This window comes from Streptomyces sp. NPDC006923 (genome assembly GCF_040635655.1).
Lineage (GTDB): Bacteria > Actinomycetota > Actinomycetes > Streptomycetales > Streptomycetaceae > Streptomyces.
This window is the reverse complement of the sequence record NZ_JBEYIF010000001.1, coordinates 589,509-605,994: the sequence shown is the minus strand read 5'-3', so window position 1 is coordinate 605,994 and position 16,486 is coordinate 589,509. Positions and strand designations below refer to the sequence as shown.

Annotated in this window: 15 protein-coding genes; 10 read left to right on the top strand and 5 right to left on the bottom strand. The window is 68.8% G+C overall.

Annotated features, from left to right (window positions below; all coding sequences use genetic code 11):
* Positions 1 to 3: 3 nt before the first annotated feature.
* The 3 genes from ABZ707_RS02735 to ABZ707_RS02725 all read right to left on the bottom strand — a co-directional run bounded on the left by ABZ707_RS02735 (position 4) and on the right by ABZ707_RS02725 (position 3,155).
* On the bottom strand, positions 4 to 903 hold the full coding sequence (locus ABZ707_RS02735; RefSeq protein ID WP_360166543.1) for a DUF4429 domain-containing protein: 900 nt from the start codon (positions 901 to 903) through the stop codon (positions 4 to 6).
* Positions 904 to 967: 64 nt separating this feature from the next.
* Positions 968 to 2,194, bottom strand: coding sequence for an alpha/beta hydrolase (locus tag ABZ707_RS02730; protein WP_360166540.1), 1,227 nt, complete (start codon positions 2,192 to 2,194; stop codon positions 968 to 970).
* Positions 2,195 to 2,450: 256 nt separating this feature from the next.
* Positions 2,451 to 3,155 carry a TetR family transcriptional regulator gene (locus tag ABZ707_RS02725; RefSeq protein ID WP_360166537.1) on the bottom strand — a complete coding sequence of 235 codons (705 nt, stop codon included), beginning with the start codon at positions 3,153 to 3,155 and terminating at the stop codon, positions 2,451 to 2,453.
* A 126-nt stretch (positions 3,156 to 3,281) separates the two neighbouring features.
* Here ABZ707_RS02725 and ABZ707_RS02720 point away from each other — a divergent pair, with 126 nt between their 5' ends.
* The 3 genes from ABZ707_RS02720 (at position 3,282) to ABZ707_RS02710 (ending at position 5,906) form a co-directional block, all read left to right on the top strand.
* Positions 3,282 to 4,889 (top strand): MFS transporter, encoded by a 1,608-nt coding sequence (locus ABZ707_RS02720; RefSeq protein WP_360166534.1) that lies wholly within the window; start codon positions 3,282 to 3,284, stop codon positions 4,887 to 4,889.
* 318 nt (positions 4,890 to 5,207) lie between these two features.
* Positions 5,208 to 5,543 carry a peptidase inhibitor family I36 protein gene (locus tag ABZ707_RS02715; protein ID WP_360166979.1) on the top strand — a complete coding sequence of 112 codons (336 nt, stop codon included), beginning with the start codon at positions 5,208 to 5,210 and terminating at the stop codon, positions 5,541 to 5,543.
* An 87-nt stretch (positions 5,544 to 5,630) separates the two neighbouring features.
* A complete protein-coding gene (locus ABZ707_RS02710; RefSeq protein WP_360166531.1) occupies positions 5,631 to 5,906 on the top strand; it encodes a small hydrophobic protein in 276 nt (91 codons plus the stop codon).
* A gap of 152 nt (positions 5,907 to 6,058) precedes the next feature.
* Here ABZ707_RS02710 and aceE read toward each other — a convergent pair whose 3' ends face one another.
* Positions 6,059 to 8,791: a pyruvate dehydrogenase (acetyl-transferring), homodimeric type gene (gene aceE, locus ABZ707_RS02705; RefSeq protein WP_360166528.1), complete on the bottom strand. Its 2,733-nt coding sequence runs from the start codon at positions 8,789 to 8,791 to the stop codon at positions 6,059 to 6,061.
* A gap of 530 nt (positions 8,792 to 9,321) precedes the next feature.
* On the opposite strand from aceE, the gene ABZ707_RS02700 reads away from it, so the two are divergent.
* The 6 genes from ABZ707_RS02700 to ABZ707_RS02675 all read left to right on the top strand — a co-directional run bounded on the left by ABZ707_RS02700 (position 9,322) and on the right by ABZ707_RS02675 (position 14,143).
* Entirely contained in the window at positions 9,322 to 9,759 is a 438-nt protein-coding gene (locus ABZ707_RS02700) for a DUF3052 domain-containing protein (RefSeq protein ID WP_319678689.1), read from the top strand.
* A gap of 138 nt (positions 9,760 to 9,897) precedes the next feature.
* Positions 9,898 to 10,365, top strand: coding sequence for a peroxiredoxin (locus tag ABZ707_RS02695; protein WP_360166523.1), 468 nt, complete (start codon positions 9,898 to 9,900; stop codon positions 10,363 to 10,365).
* A gap of 317 nt (positions 10,366 to 10,682) precedes the next feature.
* Positions 10,683 to 11,258 (top strand): TerD family protein, encoded by a 576-nt coding sequence (locus ABZ707_RS02690; protein ID WP_360166520.1) that lies wholly within the window; start codon positions 10,683 to 10,685, stop codon positions 11,256 to 11,258.
* A gap of 215 nt (positions 11,259 to 11,473) precedes the next feature.
* On the top strand, positions 11,474 to 12,049 hold the full coding sequence (locus tag ABZ707_RS02685; protein WP_360166517.1) for a TerD family protein: 576 nt from the start codon (positions 11,474 to 11,476) through the stop codon (positions 12,047 to 12,049).
* A gap of 50 nt (positions 12,050 to 12,099) precedes the next feature.
* Positions 12,100 to 13,239, top strand: coding sequence for a DUF475 domain-containing protein (locus ABZ707_RS02680; RefSeq protein WP_360166514.1), 1,140 nt, complete (start codon positions 12,100 to 12,102; stop codon positions 13,237 to 13,239).
* A 163-nt stretch (positions 13,240 to 13,402) separates the two neighbouring features.
* Positions 13,403 to 14,143, top strand: a complete 741-nt coding sequence (locus ABZ707_RS02675; RefSeq protein WP_360166511.1) for a Tellurium resistance — start codon at positions 13,403 to 13,405, stop codon at positions 14,141 to 14,143.
* Positions 14,144 to 14,214: 71 nt separating this feature from the next.
* On the opposite strand, the gene ABZ707_RS02670 is transcribed toward ABZ707_RS02675, so the two are convergent.
* Positions 14,215 to 15,060, bottom strand: a complete 846-nt coding sequence (locus ABZ707_RS02670; protein ID WP_360166508.1) for a TerD family protein — start codon at positions 15,058 to 15,060, stop codon at positions 14,215 to 14,217.
* Positions 15,061 to 15,238: 178 nt separating this feature from the next.
* Between ABZ707_RS02670 and ABZ707_RS02665 the strand changes: the two genes are divergently transcribed.
* Positions 15,239 to 16,402: an HpcH/HpaI aldolase/citrate lyase family protein gene (locus ABZ707_RS02665; protein WP_360166505.1), complete on the top strand. Its 1,164-nt coding sequence runs from the start codon at positions 15,239 to 15,241 to the stop codon at positions 16,400 to 16,402.
* Positions 16,403 to 16,486: the final 84 nt, after the last annotated feature.

The following is a 16,486-nucleotide window of genomic DNA, read 5'->3' as shown; positions in this document are numbered from 1 at the left end:
CCGTCATAATTCCGCCAGCAGCTCCGCCTTCTTCGCGGTGAACTCCTCGTCGGTCACCAGGCCCGCCCGGTGCAGGTCGCCGAGATGGCGGATACGGTCCGCGACATCGGCCGGGTCCCGGCGACCGGACGCGGCGGCGGGCACCGGGACGGCCGGGCGGCTCGCCGCCGCGCCCTGGATGGCCTGGAGGACGGCCGCCGCGAAGGGCAGCGACTCGTGCACCGGGCCATATCCGAGGCCGAAGACGACAGTCGCCGGGTCGTGGTCGGCCTGCGGCGGACGGGAGAGCTCCGGGCCGTGGCCCTCGCGGCGCAGCAGCCGCAGATGTCCGTCGAAGCCCTCCGGCGAGCGCCACTCGACGCCGTGCAGCTCGCGCACGGGGAAGCTCTGGTCGCCCGCCTTCCACTTGGCGGACGAGGCGCCCGTCCAGAACCAGCGGAAGGACACCAGGTCGCCGTCGAAGGATGCCTTGCCGTCGTACGCCTTGAAATGCAGGGAAGGACCGGGCGAGGCCACCAGATAGCGCTCGGCCGGCTCGTGCGGCTCCCGTATGTGGGGGCCGCCGTCCCGGCCCAGCGCGGCCCGCAGCTCGTCGGCGTAGTACTCCGCGAGAATCTCGCGCTCGGCGGGCAGCACCAGCCGGTACGGATCGCAGCCCTGCTTGAGCTGTCCGGCCGCGGCCTCCATCAGCGGGTCGGCGCCGGGTCTGGGCACGGCGTGCAGCACGACCGTCCCGCGCTTGCCGGCGGAGAGACTCACCGACGACAACGCCTCGTGCGGAACACGGCGTTCGCCGAGCGCCTGAAAGAGCTTCGGCGTCCGTATCCCCCGTTCGAAGCGGATGAGCACGGAGTCGCTCTCGAACTCCCAGGTGGCATGAATCCCCGCAAGCACATCACCCATGTGCTTCATCGTAGGCCGCGGCCGTCCGCGCGTCGCCTGCCGCAACACACCAATTCTACGCGCGTCAGATCTCTTCGGCCCCGGCTTCTTCGGCACCCGGGATTCCACTCCGACAGGTGACATCGCCGTCCGCACAGCTCACCGCGGAGTACGAACCGACCCCGATCTCCGCGAAGTTGCCGAGGCTCTCGGTGCCCGGCTCGAAGTAGCCGCTGTGCCCGATCGCGCCCTCCGCCGAGAGGACCCGCGAGCCGAAGCCCCGGGACACCGGGTCCGCGCCGTGCCCGAGGCCGCCCACGGCCAGATACGGGACATCCTGGATCCAGTCGTCCTGGTCCCGCATGGCCCACACCCGGGCGCCGGTGCGGAGTTGACGTGCGTTGCCGACCCGCATGCCGGGGCTGCCCGCGACCGCCACGTCCGCGACCCTGGCCGGCAGCGCGCGGGCGGCCACTCCGCACACCACGGAGCCGTAGCTGTGGCAGAACAGCGAGACGCGGGAGTTCCCCGGCAGCGCCGCCGTGAGCGCGGAGAGCCGTACGGCGCCGTCCTCGGCGAGCTTGCCGATCGCCGCGTCCATGCCGAGCCCGGCGGGCGCGGTGTAGTCGGCCCAGGCGATGACGGCGGTACGGGTGTCCGGGTCGGCGGCCCGCTCGGCTTCGTACAGCGACTTGGCCATGCCCACCGGCGCGGTGTACCTGCGGTGTGTCTTCTCGAACGTCAGCACATTCGTGTCGACCCCCGGGACCACGACCGAGACGCGCTCCGCGAGATCGAGATCTCCGAAGACCTCGGCCGCGCGCCCCTTTCCCGACGGGTCGAAGGCGAGGATCTGCCGGCCGCCGCTGAGCATCGACTCGAAGCGGTGCATCCGCCGCCCCGCCTGCCACCGGCCGTCGCTGGAGAGTCTGGTGTCGGTCATCCGGTCGTGCTCCACCCGGCGCGCCTGGGACAGGGCCAGCCGGTTGGCGAGGTACCGCAGGGCGACGGGAGCGCCGTTGAGATTGCCGACGACGAGCGGATGCTTCGTGGCCAGCCGCACCTGCTCAGCACCGGTGAGAGAGGCGAAGAACGCCGACAGCAGCCGTGGCGGCGCGGTGGGGCGCGGCAGCGGACGGTCTCCTGACCGGCCCCGCTCCCAGGCGAGAAAGGCGGCCCGCCAGGGCTCGCCGGGGCCGCGCTGATGCCGGACGGCGGTCCATCCGGTGGTCGTCAGCAACACAAACACCACGGCGAGGGCGAGCAGCGTGCGCCATGAGCTGAGGGAGGGGGAAGAGCCGAAGGAAGTCACTGCGGACCACCCTAGGACGCGCGTGGCGACGCTTGTGGCAACGGTGAGGCAGATCACGCCTCATGGAGGAATGAACCGCCGGTAACCTCGCCGTGTATACGAACGACACGCGCGCTTCGGGGCGTTACGGGTGTACCGGACAACGCGTGTGACGGACCGTAGCCTTCTGGGCCGTCAGGGGCGGTGCCGGTGCCGTGCCCCGGCGGGGCGGAGGCCGCGCGTGTCGGCGGGCGCGGCTCCCGTATACATACCGTCCTCAGGCGGACCGGCTGCTCCGGTCGCGCACCGGCTTCCGCCAGGTCTCGGCGAGCGCGGGACCGAGGTGGTCGAGATACGCCTCGGTCAGCTCGCCCAGCGCCTCCACGCTCGGGTCCTGTCCCTGCCCCCAGAGCCGGCCGGTCACCCGCATCACACCCGCGAAGGCGGCGACGGCGACCCGTGGCCGGGGATCGGCGTCCACGTCCAGGCCCTCGCGGTCGGCGATCAGCCGGGCGATTCCCTCCTCCAGTTCGGCGGAGCGGCGCAGATGCGCGGCGAGGAGGGCCGGAGTGGATTCGATCATCTGATATGCCCGCATATGGAGATCCACCGGTACGACCGCCTCGATCGCTTCCCCGATGGTGTTCCAGGCGGAGGTGACGGCGTTGCGCATGGCCTCGAATGGCCCCTCCGAGGCGGGCCGGTGGCTCAGGGCCTCGAAAAACCGGTCCTCGACCATGTCCACCACCGCGAAGGCGACCTCCTCCTTGCTGGCGAAATAGCGGAAGAAGGTGCGCTGGGAGACCTCCACGGCGTCCGCGATCTCGTCGACGGTGGTCTGCTCGTATCCGCGCGTGGTGAACAGTTCCAGGGCCACCCGCAGCAGGGCGTCGCGGGTGCGCTGCTTCTTGCGGGCGCGCAGCCCGGCCGGCTGTTCAACCGCTGTGTCCCGCTCGGTGGTTATGTGCTGCCCGAAGGTCACCGCATGGTCCTCATTCCACCGCTTCAATGCGCTTCGCCCAGCTCAGTCTATCTGTGAGCTACGTGACAGTTACCGACTTGTGAATTGGTTTGTCAACTGTCAGAGGCTGACACTAGCGTGTCCGGTATGACTAGTCAGACCACCGTCGACAAGGCGCCACAGGCCCCGGAACCCCCGGCCGCGGCGCCGTCCAAGGGACTGCGCGGCCACCCTTGGCTGACGCTCTTCTCCGTGGCCATCGGCGTGATGATGGTGGCGCTCGACGGCACCATCGTCGCGATCGCCAATCCGGCCATCAAGCAGGACCTCGGCGCGACCTTCGCCGACGTCCAGTGGATCACCAACGGCTACTTCCTCGCCCTCGCCGTGGCACTGATCACCGCGGGCAAGCTCGGTGACCGCTTCGGCCACCGGCAGACCTTCCTCATCGGCGTCATCGGCTTCGCCGCCGCCTCGGGGGCCATCGGCCTCTCCCACAGCATCTCCCTCGTGGTCACCTTCCGGGTGCTCCAGGGCCTCTTCGGAGCGCTGCTGATGCCGGCGGCGCTCGGCCTGCTGCGCGCCACCTTCCCGGCCGAGAAGCTCAATATGGCCATCGGCATCTGGGGCATGGTCATCGGCGCCTCGACGGCGGGCGGGCCGATCCTCGGCGGCGTGCTGGTCGAGCACGTCAGCTGGCAGTCGGTCTTCTTCATCAATGTGCCGGTCGGCGTGGTCGCCCTGGTCATCGGAGCGGTGATCCTCCGGGACCACCGGGCGGAGAACGCCCCGAAGTCCTTCGACATCCTTGGCATCCTGCTGCTCTCCGCCGCCATGTTCTGTCTGGTCTGGGCGATCATCAAGGCCCCGGCATGGGGCTGGGGCGACGGCCTGACCTGGCTGTTCATCGGCGCCTCCGTGGTCTGCTTCGGGCTCTTCGCCTTCTGGGAGACCAAGGTCAAGGAGCCGCTCGTCCCGCTCGGGCTGTTCCGCTCCGTACCGCTGTCCGCCGGTGTGGTCCTGATGGTGCTGATGGCCATCGCCTTCCTGGGCGGCCTCTTCTTCGTCACCTTCTACCTCCAGAACGTGCACGGCATGAGCCCGATCGACGCCGGTCTGCATCTGCTGCCGCTGACCGGGATGATGATCGTCGGCTCGCCGCTGGCGGGTGTGGTGATCACCAAGCTCGGCCCCCGGGTCCCGCTGGCGGGCGGCATGGTGCTCACCGCCGCCGCCATGTTCGGCATGTCCACCCTGGAGACGGGGACCAGCAGCCTCACCATGTCGATCTGGTTCGCCCTGCTCGGGCTCGGCCTGGCGCCGGTCATGGTGGGCGCGACCGAGGTCATCGTGGGCAACGCCCCGATGGAGCTGTCCGGTGTGGCGGGCGGTCTGCAACAGGCCGCCATGCAGATCGGCGGCAGCCTCGGTACGGCGGTGCTCGGCGCGGTGATGGCCTCCAAGGTCACCAGCGACCTGCCGGGCAACTGGACCGCGGCGGGGCTCCCGCCGCTCACCGCCGAGCAGGAGGCCCAGGCCGCCGAGGCGGTCCAGGGCGGGGTGGCCCCGGTGCCGCCCGGCACCCCGGCCGAGGTCGCCGCGAAGATCACCGGCGTGGCGCACGACACCTTTATGTCCGGCATGGGGCTGGCCTGCCTGGTGGCCGCCGCCGTCGCGACCGTGGCGGTCTTTGTCGCGCTGCTGACGAAGCGTGGTATCAACGCCGACGCGTCGGGCGGTGGGGTGCACATCTGAGGTCAATCCACGGATGACCCGACGTCAATCACGTGCCTGTCACAGCCCCGCCGGAACCTTCCGGCGGGGCTGTCGCCTATTCGGGTGGAGGCCCTCCGGCCGCCTTCCCGGGACCGGATGCCGCAGGTCAGGGTGGGGTGCACAGGTTGTACGAGACGGGGGTTGATCCGTATGCGCAGGACCACACACACGTCGGGGCAGGGGCCGAGGACGCGGCGGGAGGCGATGTCCCTGCTGCGGCCGCGGCGGGGAGCGGCACCCGGGGCCGGGCGCAGGGCCGGGCCGGGCTCGGTGCCGCAGGCCGTCGCCGCCGGGGCGCTGGCCGTCGCCGCCCTGCTGCCGGGGCCCGCTGCCGCTGCCGCACCGCCACGCCTCGGGGAGTGCGCGGCCGGCGAGCTCTGTCTGTGGGAGAAGGGCGACTTCAAGGGGGCGCGGCAGACGCATGAGCTGTCCGGTGTCGGCGCCGGCAGTTGCACACCGCTGCCCCGGGGCGCCACCGCGGAGTCCCTCGCCAACCGCACCGGCCGGCCGGTGACGACCTATCAGTCGGAGGAGTGCGAGGAGACCGGGGAGTTCGAGACCTATCCGGGCGGCGGCACCTGGCTGCCCCGGTCGCCGTACCGCGTGAGGGCCTTCAAGGTCTGGGAGCACTGAGCCGTTCCGGGGAGCCGGTGTCTGGGCGCGCCGACCGGGGGTACCCGAGGGGAGGAGAAAGCCCCCGACCGACCCCGAGGAGGGACGATGACGGGCTTGGGAAACACCCGTACACGCTGGGGCCCCCGCTCACGCGGCCGGATGAGGTCGCGGACCGGGCCGGACCGCGTGACGCTCGGGATCGTCGGACTGGTCTGCGCGGTCGCCGGACTGTTCGTGCTGGGCATTGTGCTCGGCCCGGTCGCGATCGTCTGCGGCTGGCTGGCCATGGGCCGTCGCTGGAGCAGTACGCACATTCCGTCGGTGGTAGCGGTCGCGCTCGGGGCGATCGATACCCTGCTGGCGATTCTCTGGCTGGCCTGACCTCGTCCGGCCGGGCGGTCCGGGAGAGCCGGCGTCACGGCCGGCGGAACGACCGGAGGGCGGCGGGACTCATGGGTCCTGCCGCCCCCCGTCGCGCGTGCTGATGTCCGCGCGGCTCCGGGACATGCCCTAGTCAGGCGTCACCACCGGAGTCAGGCGTCACCACCGGCCACGCCCGGGTCGGCCGCGGAGGCGTCCAGCAGCTCGTAACGGTCCACCGCCTGCTTCAGTACGGAACGGTCGACCTTGCCCTCCTTGGCCAGCTCGGTGAGCACGGCGAGCACGATCGACTGCGCGTCGATGTGGAAGAAGCGACGGGCCGCGCCGCGCGTGTCGGCGAAACCGAAGCCGTCCGCGCCCAGCGACTGGTACGTGCCGGGGACCCAGCGCGAGATCTGGTCGGGCACCGAACGCATCCAGTCGGACACGGCGACGAACGGGCCCTCCGCGCCGGACAGCTTGCGCGTGACATACGGCACGCGCTGTTCCGCGTCCGGGTGCAGCAGATTGTGCCGCTCCACCTCGACCGCCTCGCGCCGCAGCTCGTTCCAGGACGTCGCGGACCAGACATCGGCCCGGACATTCCACTCCTCGGCGAGGATCCGCTGGGCCTCCACCGCCCACGGCACCCCCACCCCGGACGCCATGATCTGCGCGGGGATCGCGCCCCGCTCGCCCCGCTTGAAGCGGTAGACGCCCTTGAGGATCCCGTCGACATCCACGTCGGCGGGCTCGGCGGGATGCTGGATCGGCTCGTTGTAGACGGTGAGGTAGTAGAAGACGTCCTCGCTGTCCGGGCCGTACATCCGGCGCAGACCGTCCTTGACGATATGCGCGATCTCAAAGCCGTACGCCGGGTCGTACGCGACACAGGCCGGGTTGGTCGAAGCCAGCAGATGGGAGTGGCCGTCCGCGTGCTGGAGCCCCTCACCGGTCAGAGTCGTCCGCCCGGCGGTCGCACCCAGTACAAAGCCCCGCGCGAGCTGATCGGACATCTGCCAGAACTGGTCGCCGGTGCGCTGGAAGCCGAACATCGAATAGAAGACGTACACGGGGATCAGCGGCTCGCCGTGCGTGGCGTACGCCGAACCCGCCGCGATCAGCGAGGCGGTACAGCCCGCCTCGGAGATGCCGTCGTGCAGCATCTGTCCGGTCGGGGACTCCTTGTACGCGAGCAGCAGCTCGCGGTCCACAGCCTCGTACTGCTGGCCCAGCGGGTTGTAGATCTTGGCGCTCGGGAAGAACGAGTCCATGCCGAAGGTGCGGTACTCGTCGGGGGCGATCAGCACAAAACGCTTGCCGATCTCCTTGTCCCGCATCAGGTCCTTGAGCAGCCGGACGAACGCCATGGTGGTGGCGATCGACTGCTGGCCCGAGCCCTTCTTCACCGCCGCATAGGTCTTGTCCTCGGGCAGATTCAGCGGCTTCGCCCGCACGACCCTGGTCGGTACGTACCCGCCCAGCGACTTGCGCCGGTCGTGCATGTACTGGATCTCCTCCGAGTCCCTGCCGGGGTGGTAGTAGGGCGGCAGACCGCCCTCCAGCTCCTGGTCGGTGATCGGGATGTGCAGCCGGTCGCGGAAGCCCTTGAGGTCGGCGACCGTCAGCTTCTTCATCTGGTGGGTCGCGTTGCGGCCCTCGAAGTTCGGTCCGAGCGTCCAGCCCTTGACGGTCTGGGCCAGGATCACGGTGGGCTGGCCCTTGTGGGCCTTGGCCGCCGCGTACGCCGCGTAGACCTTCTTGTGGTCGTGGCCACCACGGCCGAGGTGCAGGATCTGCTCGTCGGACATGTTCTCGACCATGGCGCGCAGCCGCTGGTCGTCGCCGAAGAAGTGCTCGCGGATGTACGAGCCGGTCTCGGTCGCGTACGTCTGGAACTGCCCGTCGGGCGTGGTGTTCAGCCGGTTGACGAGCACGCCGTCGCGGTCCTGCGCGAGCAGCGGGTCCCAGGAGCGGTCCCAGACCAGCTTGATGACATTCCAGCCGGCGCCGCGGAACTGCGACTCCAGCTCCTGGATGATCTTGCCATTGCCGCGCACCGGGCCGTCGAGCCGCTGGAGGTTGCAGTTGACGACAAAGGTCAGATTGTCCAGGCCCTCCCGTGCGGCGATGGAAAGCTGGCCCAGCGACTCGGGCTCGTCCATCTCACCGTCGCCGAGATACGCCCAGACATGCGAGGAGGAGGTGTCGGCGATGCCGCGCGCCTCCATGTAGCGGTTCATCCGGGCCTGGTAGATCGCCCCGAGCGGACCGAGCCCCATCGAGACGGTGGGAAACTCCCAGAAGTCCGGCATCAGCCGCGGATGCGGGTAGCTGGACAGCCCGTGGGGAGCCTTCGACTTCTCCTGGCGGAACGCGTCGAGCTGCGCCTCGCTCAGCCGGTCGAGCAGGAAGGCGCGGGCGTAGATGCCGGGGGAGGCATGGCCCTGGAAGAAGATCTGGTCGCCGCCGTCGCCGCCGTCCTTGCCCCGGAAGAAGTGGTTGAAGCCCACGTCGTACAGGGAGGCGGAGGAGGCGAAGGTGGCGATGTGGCCGCCGACGCCGATACCGGGACGCTGCGCGCGCGACACCATCACGGCCGCGTTCCAGCGGGTCGCGTTGAGGATCTTGCGCTCGATCTCCTCGTTGCCGGGGAAGAACGGCTCGTCCTTGGTGGCGATGGTGTTGACGTAGTCCGTGCTGCGCATCTCGGGCACAGCCACACGCTTCTCACGCGCGCGCTCGATCAGTCGGAGCATCAGATAACGGGCGCGCTCACGGCCTCGCTCGTCGACAGCGGCGTCGAGCGAGTCGAGCCACTCCTGGGTCTCTTCGGGATCAAAGTCCGGGACCTGGCTGGGAAGGCCGCCAATGATGATCGGGTTGCGATCGGATCCGGAAGCCACGCTTTTCCTTCGCTGTTTGGTCGTGTCGTGCCCTGCACGCGATCGATGCAGTGCACGCCGTCGGGATACTGCTTCTACGCGGGCCAGGGGCCCCCGGGTGAGACCCCGCGGAGTTGCCCTGGGCATGGGCACGTACGCCGCCTCCATCGTGTACCGCTGCGACGGAAACGTCATCTCTACTGAGGGGTAACCCGCGCTCTCCGCCAAATCCGGCCCCCGCTCGGGCTCGCGCGTCGGTCAAATCGCAACCTTACGCCCAACCCGTCCAAGCGTTTCGTTCGGCCGTTCGGACCCGATTGGCGTACTGAACCGGCATAGCATTACAAAGAGGGAGGAAACGTATGGCGCATATCGCGGAAGGCGGTGCCGAAGTGACAGGAGATGCGGTGGAGTGGCCCGGATCGTCACCGTTTCGGCGGTCTCGGCGGCCGGGTACTTGCGCGATCCGCCCCGCCCGTGTGGACTACGGCCAATGCCCCGCGCACGCGCGTGGCTGAAGCATTTTCCGAAACAAGATCAGGAGGCAATCCGTGAGCGCGACCGCGGACCACGCGGAGGAACGGACCAGCCCGGCCGCAAGGCTGGGGTTCGAACCCGGACAGGTGGTCCAGGAGATCGGCTACGACGACGACGTCGAGCAGGAGCTCCGCGAGTCCATCGAGGCTGTCATTGGCCAGGAGCTCGTCGACGAGGATTACGAGGACGTGGCTGACGCCGTCCTGCTGTGGTTCCGCGACGAGGACGGCGACCTTACGGACGCGCTGGTGGACGCCATCGGTCTGATCGAGGAGGGCGGCGCGGTCTGGCTGCTCACGCCCAAGACCGGCCGTGATGGCTACGTCGAACCGAGCGACATCAACGAGGCCGCCCAGACCGCGGGCCTGTCCCAGACAAAGAGCATCAACGCCGGCAAGGACTGGACCGGCAGTCGGCTCGTCACGCCCAAGGCGGCGAAGTCCAAGCGCTGACTCCGAGCGCCGCATCGAGCGCGCAAGCCGCAGCAGCCCTCAGCAAGCAGCCTTGACGGCCCCCGCCGACCTCTGTCGGCGGGGGCCCTGTGCGTAGGCTGGACGGCATCTGACGGGCCCAGTGAAGGGACGTGCCCCATGGCGATCGAGGTCGGCACCACCGCCCCGGACTTCGAGCTGAAGGACAACCACGGGCGGACTGTGCGGCTGTCCGACTTCCATGGGCCCGACGGCGCCAGGAACGTGGTGCTGCTCTTCTATCCGTTCGCCTTCACCAGCGTGTGCACGGACGAGCTGCGCGCCCTCCGCGACGAGCTGTCCGCGTTCGACAACGACGACACCCAGCTCCTCGCCGTCTCCACCGACTCCATCCACACCCTGCGTGTGTTCGCCGAGCAGGAGGGCCTGGAGTATCCGTTGCTGTCGGACTTCTGGCCGCACGGCGAGGTCTCGCGCGCGTACGGCGTCTTCGACGAGGGGAAGGGGTGCGCCGTGCGCGGCACCTTCGTCATCGACAAGGAGGGGCTCGTGCGCTGGACCGTGGTCAACGCTCTGCCGGACGCCAGGGACGTCAACGACTACATCAAGGCGCTGGCCGCCCTCTGACCCGGAGCCCAACCGCCGTCCGCCGCCCGGAACCACCGCCGGGTCGCCGGCCGGAGATCACCGCCGGGGATTTTGGCCGCGCCCGGCCCGGGCCGGGGCGCCGTGACCACCGGGCTGAGGCCATCGGGCGAAGCGCTCCCCACGCCCCGGGGTGTCCGCCGGAAATCGCACAGCGACCGGGAACCGGTCACTAGGATCCACTCGTTGATCCGATGCCAACGCACCAGGGGGCGCGCGGCCCGCGCTGCCGGCCACTGATCTCGCCAGGTCAGCCGCCGGCCACGGTTGCCGGCCCCGAGAAACCATAAGGAGGACTCGTGGGAGTCAGCCTCAGCAAGGGCGGAAACGTCTCGCTGACCAAGGCCGCGCCCAATCTGACCGCGGTCACCGTGGGCCTGGGCTGGGATGTCCGCACCACCACCGGCAGCGACTTCGACCTCGACGCCAGCGCCCTGCTGACGAACTCCGAGGGCAAGGTCGCCATCGACGGTAACTTCGTCTTCTTCAACAACCTGAAGAGCCCGGACGGATCCGTCGAGCACACCGGTGACAACCTCACCGGTGAGGGCGAGGGCGACGACGAGGCGATCAAGGTCAATCTGGCCGCGGTCCCCGCCGATGTCGACAAGATCGTGTTCCCCGTCTCGATCTACGAGGCGGAGAGCCGTCAGCAGTCCTTCGGCCAGGTACGCAACGCGTTCATCCGCGTGGTCAACCAGGCCGACAACAACGAACTGGCGCGGTACGACCTGAGTGAGGACGCCTCGACGGAGACCGCGATGGTCTTCGGCGAGCTCTACCGCAACGGCGCGGAGTGGAAGTTCCGCGCCATCGGCCAGGGCTACGCCTCGGGTCTGCGCGGTATCGCGCAGGACTTCGGCGTCAACGTCTGAGCCGATCCGTTCCGTCGCGTCCGGCGCCGCACAGCCCTGTGCGGCGCCGGACGCGCTCAGGGGGGAGTACGGTCCCGCGCCGCCCGCGCCCGTCGCCGCTTCGTACGCGCATCGGTACCGGACGAACGGCATGAAGAAGGCGTGAACGGGCATGACGTCAGGCGCGCCATGCCCGGCAGTACAGCACCACACCACCTCGGGGAGGACTCACCATCATGGGCGTCACACTCGCCAAGGGAGGCAATGTCTCCCTCTCCAAGGCCGCACCGAACCTCACCCAGGTGCTGGTCGGGCTCGGCTGGGACGCGCGCTCCACCACCGGAGCGCCCTTCGACCTCGATGCCAGCGCGCTCCTCTGCCAGTCGGGCCGGGTGCTCGGCGACGAGTGGTTCATCTTCTACAACAACCTGATCAGCCCGGACGGGTCCGTCGAACACACGGGCGACAATCTGACGGGTGAGGGCGACGGCGACGACGAGTCGCTCCTCGTCGATCTCTCCAAGGTGCCGGCGCACTGCGACAAGATCGTCTTTCCGGTCTCGATCCACGAGGCCGACAATCGCGGCCAGACCTTCGGCCAGGTCAGTAACGCGTTCATTCGGGTGGCCAACCAGGCCGACGGGCAGGAACTCGCGCGCTACGACCTCAGCGAGGACGCCTCCACGGAAACGGCGATGATCTTCGGCGAGCTGTACCGCTATGGCGGCGAGTGGAAGTTCCGGGCCGTGGGACAGGGGTACGCGTCCGGACTTCGGGGCATCGCTCTAGACTTCGGGGTCAACGTTTCGTAAAGCAGTGCTCTGCGCGGGGGAAACCCGTTAATCACCAGATGGGGTAACCAGTGATCCTGAAAACCTTCGGCTGGTCGATCGCCATCACGGCGATCGGCCTCGCCTTCGCGGCCTGGCAGTGGGGGTGGGAGGCGTTCGGGGTCGTACTGATCCTGTCGATCCTTGAGATCTCGCTGTCGTTCGACAACGCGGTCGTCAATGCCGGGATCCTGAAGAAGATGAATGCCTTCTGGCAGAAGATCTTCCTCACCGTCGGCATCCTCATCGCGGTGTTCGGCATGCGGCTTGTGTTCCCCGTCGTCATTGTCGCCATCAGCGCCAAGGTCGGGCCGATCGAAGCCGTCCAGATCGCGGTGGACAACCCCGACCGGTACGAATCCCTGGTCACCGACGCCCACCCGGCGATCGCCGCCTTCGGTGGCATGTTCCTGCTGATGATCTTTCTGGACTTCATCTTCGAGGACCGGGACATCAAGTGGCTGGGCTGGGTGGAGCGCCCGCTGGCGAAGCTCGGCAAGGTCGACATGCTGTCGGTCTGCATCGCGCTGATCGTCCTTCTGGGCACGGCGCTCACCTTCGCCACCCACGCCCACACCAGCACGGGCTACCAGGACAAGTCGGCCACCGTGCTGCTCGCCGGGGTCGGCGGTCTGATCACGTACCTCGTCGTCGGCGGCCTTTCGAGCTTCTTCGAGAACCGGCTGGAGGAGCAGGAGGAGCACGAGCACGAGGAAGAGGAGAAGGCCAGGGCCGAGGGCAAGCAGATCTCGGCGGTCGGCCTGGCGGGCAAGGCCGCGTTCTTCCTCTTCCTCTACCTCGAGGTCCTGGACGCGTCCTTCTCCTTCGACGGCGTGATCGGTGCCTTCGCCATCACGAACCAGATCTTCTGGATGGCCCTGGGGCTCGGCATCGGTGCCATGTATGTGCGTTCGCTCACGGTCTATCTGGTCCGCCAGGGCACCCTGGACGACTACGTCTACCTGGAGCACGGCGCGCACTACGCGATCGGCGCGCTCGCCGCGATTCTGCTGATCACCATCGAGCACTCGATCAACGAGATCATCACCGGTCTGATCGGAGTCGTCCTGATCGCCGCCTCCTTCTGGTCCTCGGTGCGCCGCAACAAGGCGCTGGCGGCGAAGCAGTCCGGCAAGGATCCCGACGACGACAAATCGGCGCTGCGCGTCTGAGCCGTGCTCCGGTGAGCCCTCTGGTGAGCCGGTCCTCCGGGGTGTGACCTGGAGAGGATTCTGGGAACGCTCTGAACGGGGCGGCCGGGAGGCGGAAGCCTCCCGGCCGCCCCGTTGTTACGGGCGGTGGTGGCGAGTTGACGACGACTGGGGTGGGGTGGGCATGGCCTTCTGGGACAACCTGTGGCAGGGGCAAAGGGCTACGCAGTTCGATTCGGGCAGTGCGGCCTCCAACTCCATCGAGCTGACCAAGCGGCATCCGTCGGTCTCGCTCTCCAAGCAGGGCGCGGCCACCGGCAATCTCCGGGTGAACCTCTCCTGGCGGATGCGTTCGTCCGACATCGAAGGACGGTCGAGGCGGAGCGGCGGCCTCCTGCGGCATCCCTTCAAACTCTTCAAGCCCGAAGTGGTGCAGGCCCATACGCAGGGCGTGGTCAATGTCGACCTGGACATCGGCTGCATGTACGAACTGACCGACGGCAGCAAGGGCGTGGTCCAGCCGCTGGGCAGCCTCTTCGGGGATCTCAACGGCCCGCCGTACGTCAAGCTCAGCGGCGACGACCGGTTCGGCGCTCCGTCGGGCGAGACGATCTTCGTCAATCTCGATCACCAGGAGGAGATCAAGCGGCTGCTGGTCTTCGTCTACATCTACGACCAGACGCCCGCCTTCGACCGTACGCATGCCAAGGTGACGCTCTACCCGAGCAATGGCCCGCGTATCGAGATCGAGCTCGACGAGCACGCCCCTCAGGCCCGGTCGTGCGCGGTGTTCTCGCTGGAAAACATCAAGGGCGAGCTGATCGTGCGCCGTGAGGTGAAGTTCGTCTACGGCTTCCAGGCGGAGCTGGACCGGCTGTACGGCTGGGGCATGCAGTGGGGGCGCGGCTACAAGACGAAGACCTGAGGGCGGCCCTGTGCGGGAGAGGCCCTGGCGGCAGGAGCGGCCGGGGCCGGGACCACCCGGGCGGCGGGTGTCTACTGGCCGGCGAACTGCGGCCCCATCGGCGGCAGCCGGAAATGGGGATCGGGCGCCGGAGCCGCCGCGGCGGCCGGCTGCGGATATCCGTAGGCCGGCCGCGGCGACGACATGGGCTGCGGATAGCCGTAGGCGGGCGGGGCCGAGGGCAGCGCGGGCTGCGGGTATCCGTACCCCGACGCGAGCGGCTCGGTGGCGGCCTGGGCCGGGAGCGTCGGGCGCTGGACGGGCGGCTCCACGGCCACGGTGTCGCTGGTGGAGGCGACGGGCGACGGGTGGTCGACGGTCTCCTCCGTCTCGTCCACCGAGATACCGAACGCCGTGGCCAGGCCGACCAGACCACTGGGATAGCCCTGCCCCACGGCACGGAACTTCCAGCCCTCACCGCGCCGGTAGAGCTCACCGCAGATGATCGCGGTCTCCTCGCCGGTCTCCGGGCGGACATCGAAGAAGGCCAGCGGTTCGCCGTCGGCCGAAGCGGCGTCGTAGAGCAGTATCCGCAGATCGCTGACATTCTGGAAGCTCGCGCCGTCCGACGAGGCGGCGAGTACCACCTGGTCGACCGAGGGGTGGAGCCCGGCGAGGTCGGCCTCGACCGAATCGGTCAGTCCCTCACCGACCTGCTTCTTGGGCAGCCGCCGCACCAGCCCCGAAGGATGCCGGGGCTGGTTGTAGAAGACGAAGTCCTCATCCGAACGCACCCGGCCCTCGGGCCCCAGCAGCAGAGCGGAGGCGTCCACATCGGGCACCCCGGTGCCCGGGGACCAGCGCAGCACGGCTCGTACGGCCATGGCATCGAGGGGGACGTTCGAGCCCTTCAGCATCGCGTGCGTCATGCCGGTCATCCTGCCTTCCCATCGCCACGCGGACAACGTGGGGGCCTCTTCACGGCGTCGCGGACATGGAAATGAAGCGGATGGGTTACCAGAATTTCATGCGGCCGGGGAACTTGCGACACGCGGCCGTACGTACTATTACCGGCCACATGACCAACGGGCCATAACGGCAGTACGGGGGATCCACATGCGTCATTTCGGGCATATCCCGCCCACTGCTCGCAAGGGCCTGTTCCATCAGGAGCCGTGCGAGTTCACCGCCGACTCCCCGGCCAGGGTGCTTTCGGTGGCTCTCGGCGCCACGCTCTACAGCCCGGCCACCCGGCCCGGGCTCGCCGCTGATGTGCTGAAGCAGGCGCGGCGGGGAGTCGTCTCCATGGTGCTCTGCCTGGAGGATTCCATCGACGACTCCGAGGTGCCCGCGGCCGAGGCCAATCTGGTCCGGCAGTTCGAGGACCTCGACGCGCGGGGCGTGGAGGTCCCGCTGCTGTTCATCCGCGTCCGTGAGCCGGACCAGATCCCGGACCTCGTGAGGCGGCTGGGACCGGCGGTCCGGCTGCTGTCCGGATTTGTACTGCCCAAGTTCACCGAGGAGCGCGGGACGTCCTTCCTGGAAGCGCTGGCCGAGGCGGAGAGCGCGAGCGGCCGGTGGCTGTACGCGATGCCGGTGCTCGAATCTCCCGAGCTGCTGCATCTGGAGACCAGGACCTCGACGCTCACGGGGATTGCCAACGTCGTGGACAAATACCGCGACCGGGTGCTCGCCCTGCGACTGGGAGTCACCGACTTCTGCTCGGCGTACGGCCTGCGCCGCTCGCCGGACATGACCGCGTACGACGTACAGATCGTCGCCGGGGTCATCGCGGACGTGGTGAACGTGCTGGGACGCGCCGACGGCACCGGCTTCACGATCACCGGCCCGGTCTGGGAGTACTTCCGGTTGCAGGAGCGCATGTTCAAACCGCAACTCCGGCGCAGCCCGTTCCTCGAAGGCCGGGCCGAAGAACTGCGCACCGCACTGATCGAGCACGACCTCGACGGGCTGCTGCGCGAGATCGAACTCGACCGGGCCAATGGACTTCAGGGCAAGACCTGTATTCATCCCTCGCACGTCCCTCCCGTGCACGCGCTGTCAGTCGTCAGCCACGAGGAGTTCAGCGACGCCCAGGACATCCTGCGGCCCGAGCGCGGCGGGGGTGGGGTGCTGCGCTCGGCGTACACGAACAAAATGAACGAGGTGAAACCTCACCGCGCCTGGGCCGTACGCACCATCCAGCGGGCCGAGGTCTTCGGCGTCGCACGGGAGGACATCGGCTTCGTGGAGCTGCTCACCGCCGGCCTCGGCCGGTGACCGGGCCGGAACTGTCCGGTCGGGCCGACCGGCCTGGAAAGGTGGACCGGGCCGGGGAAGCCAACCGGTCCGTGGAAGCCGGCC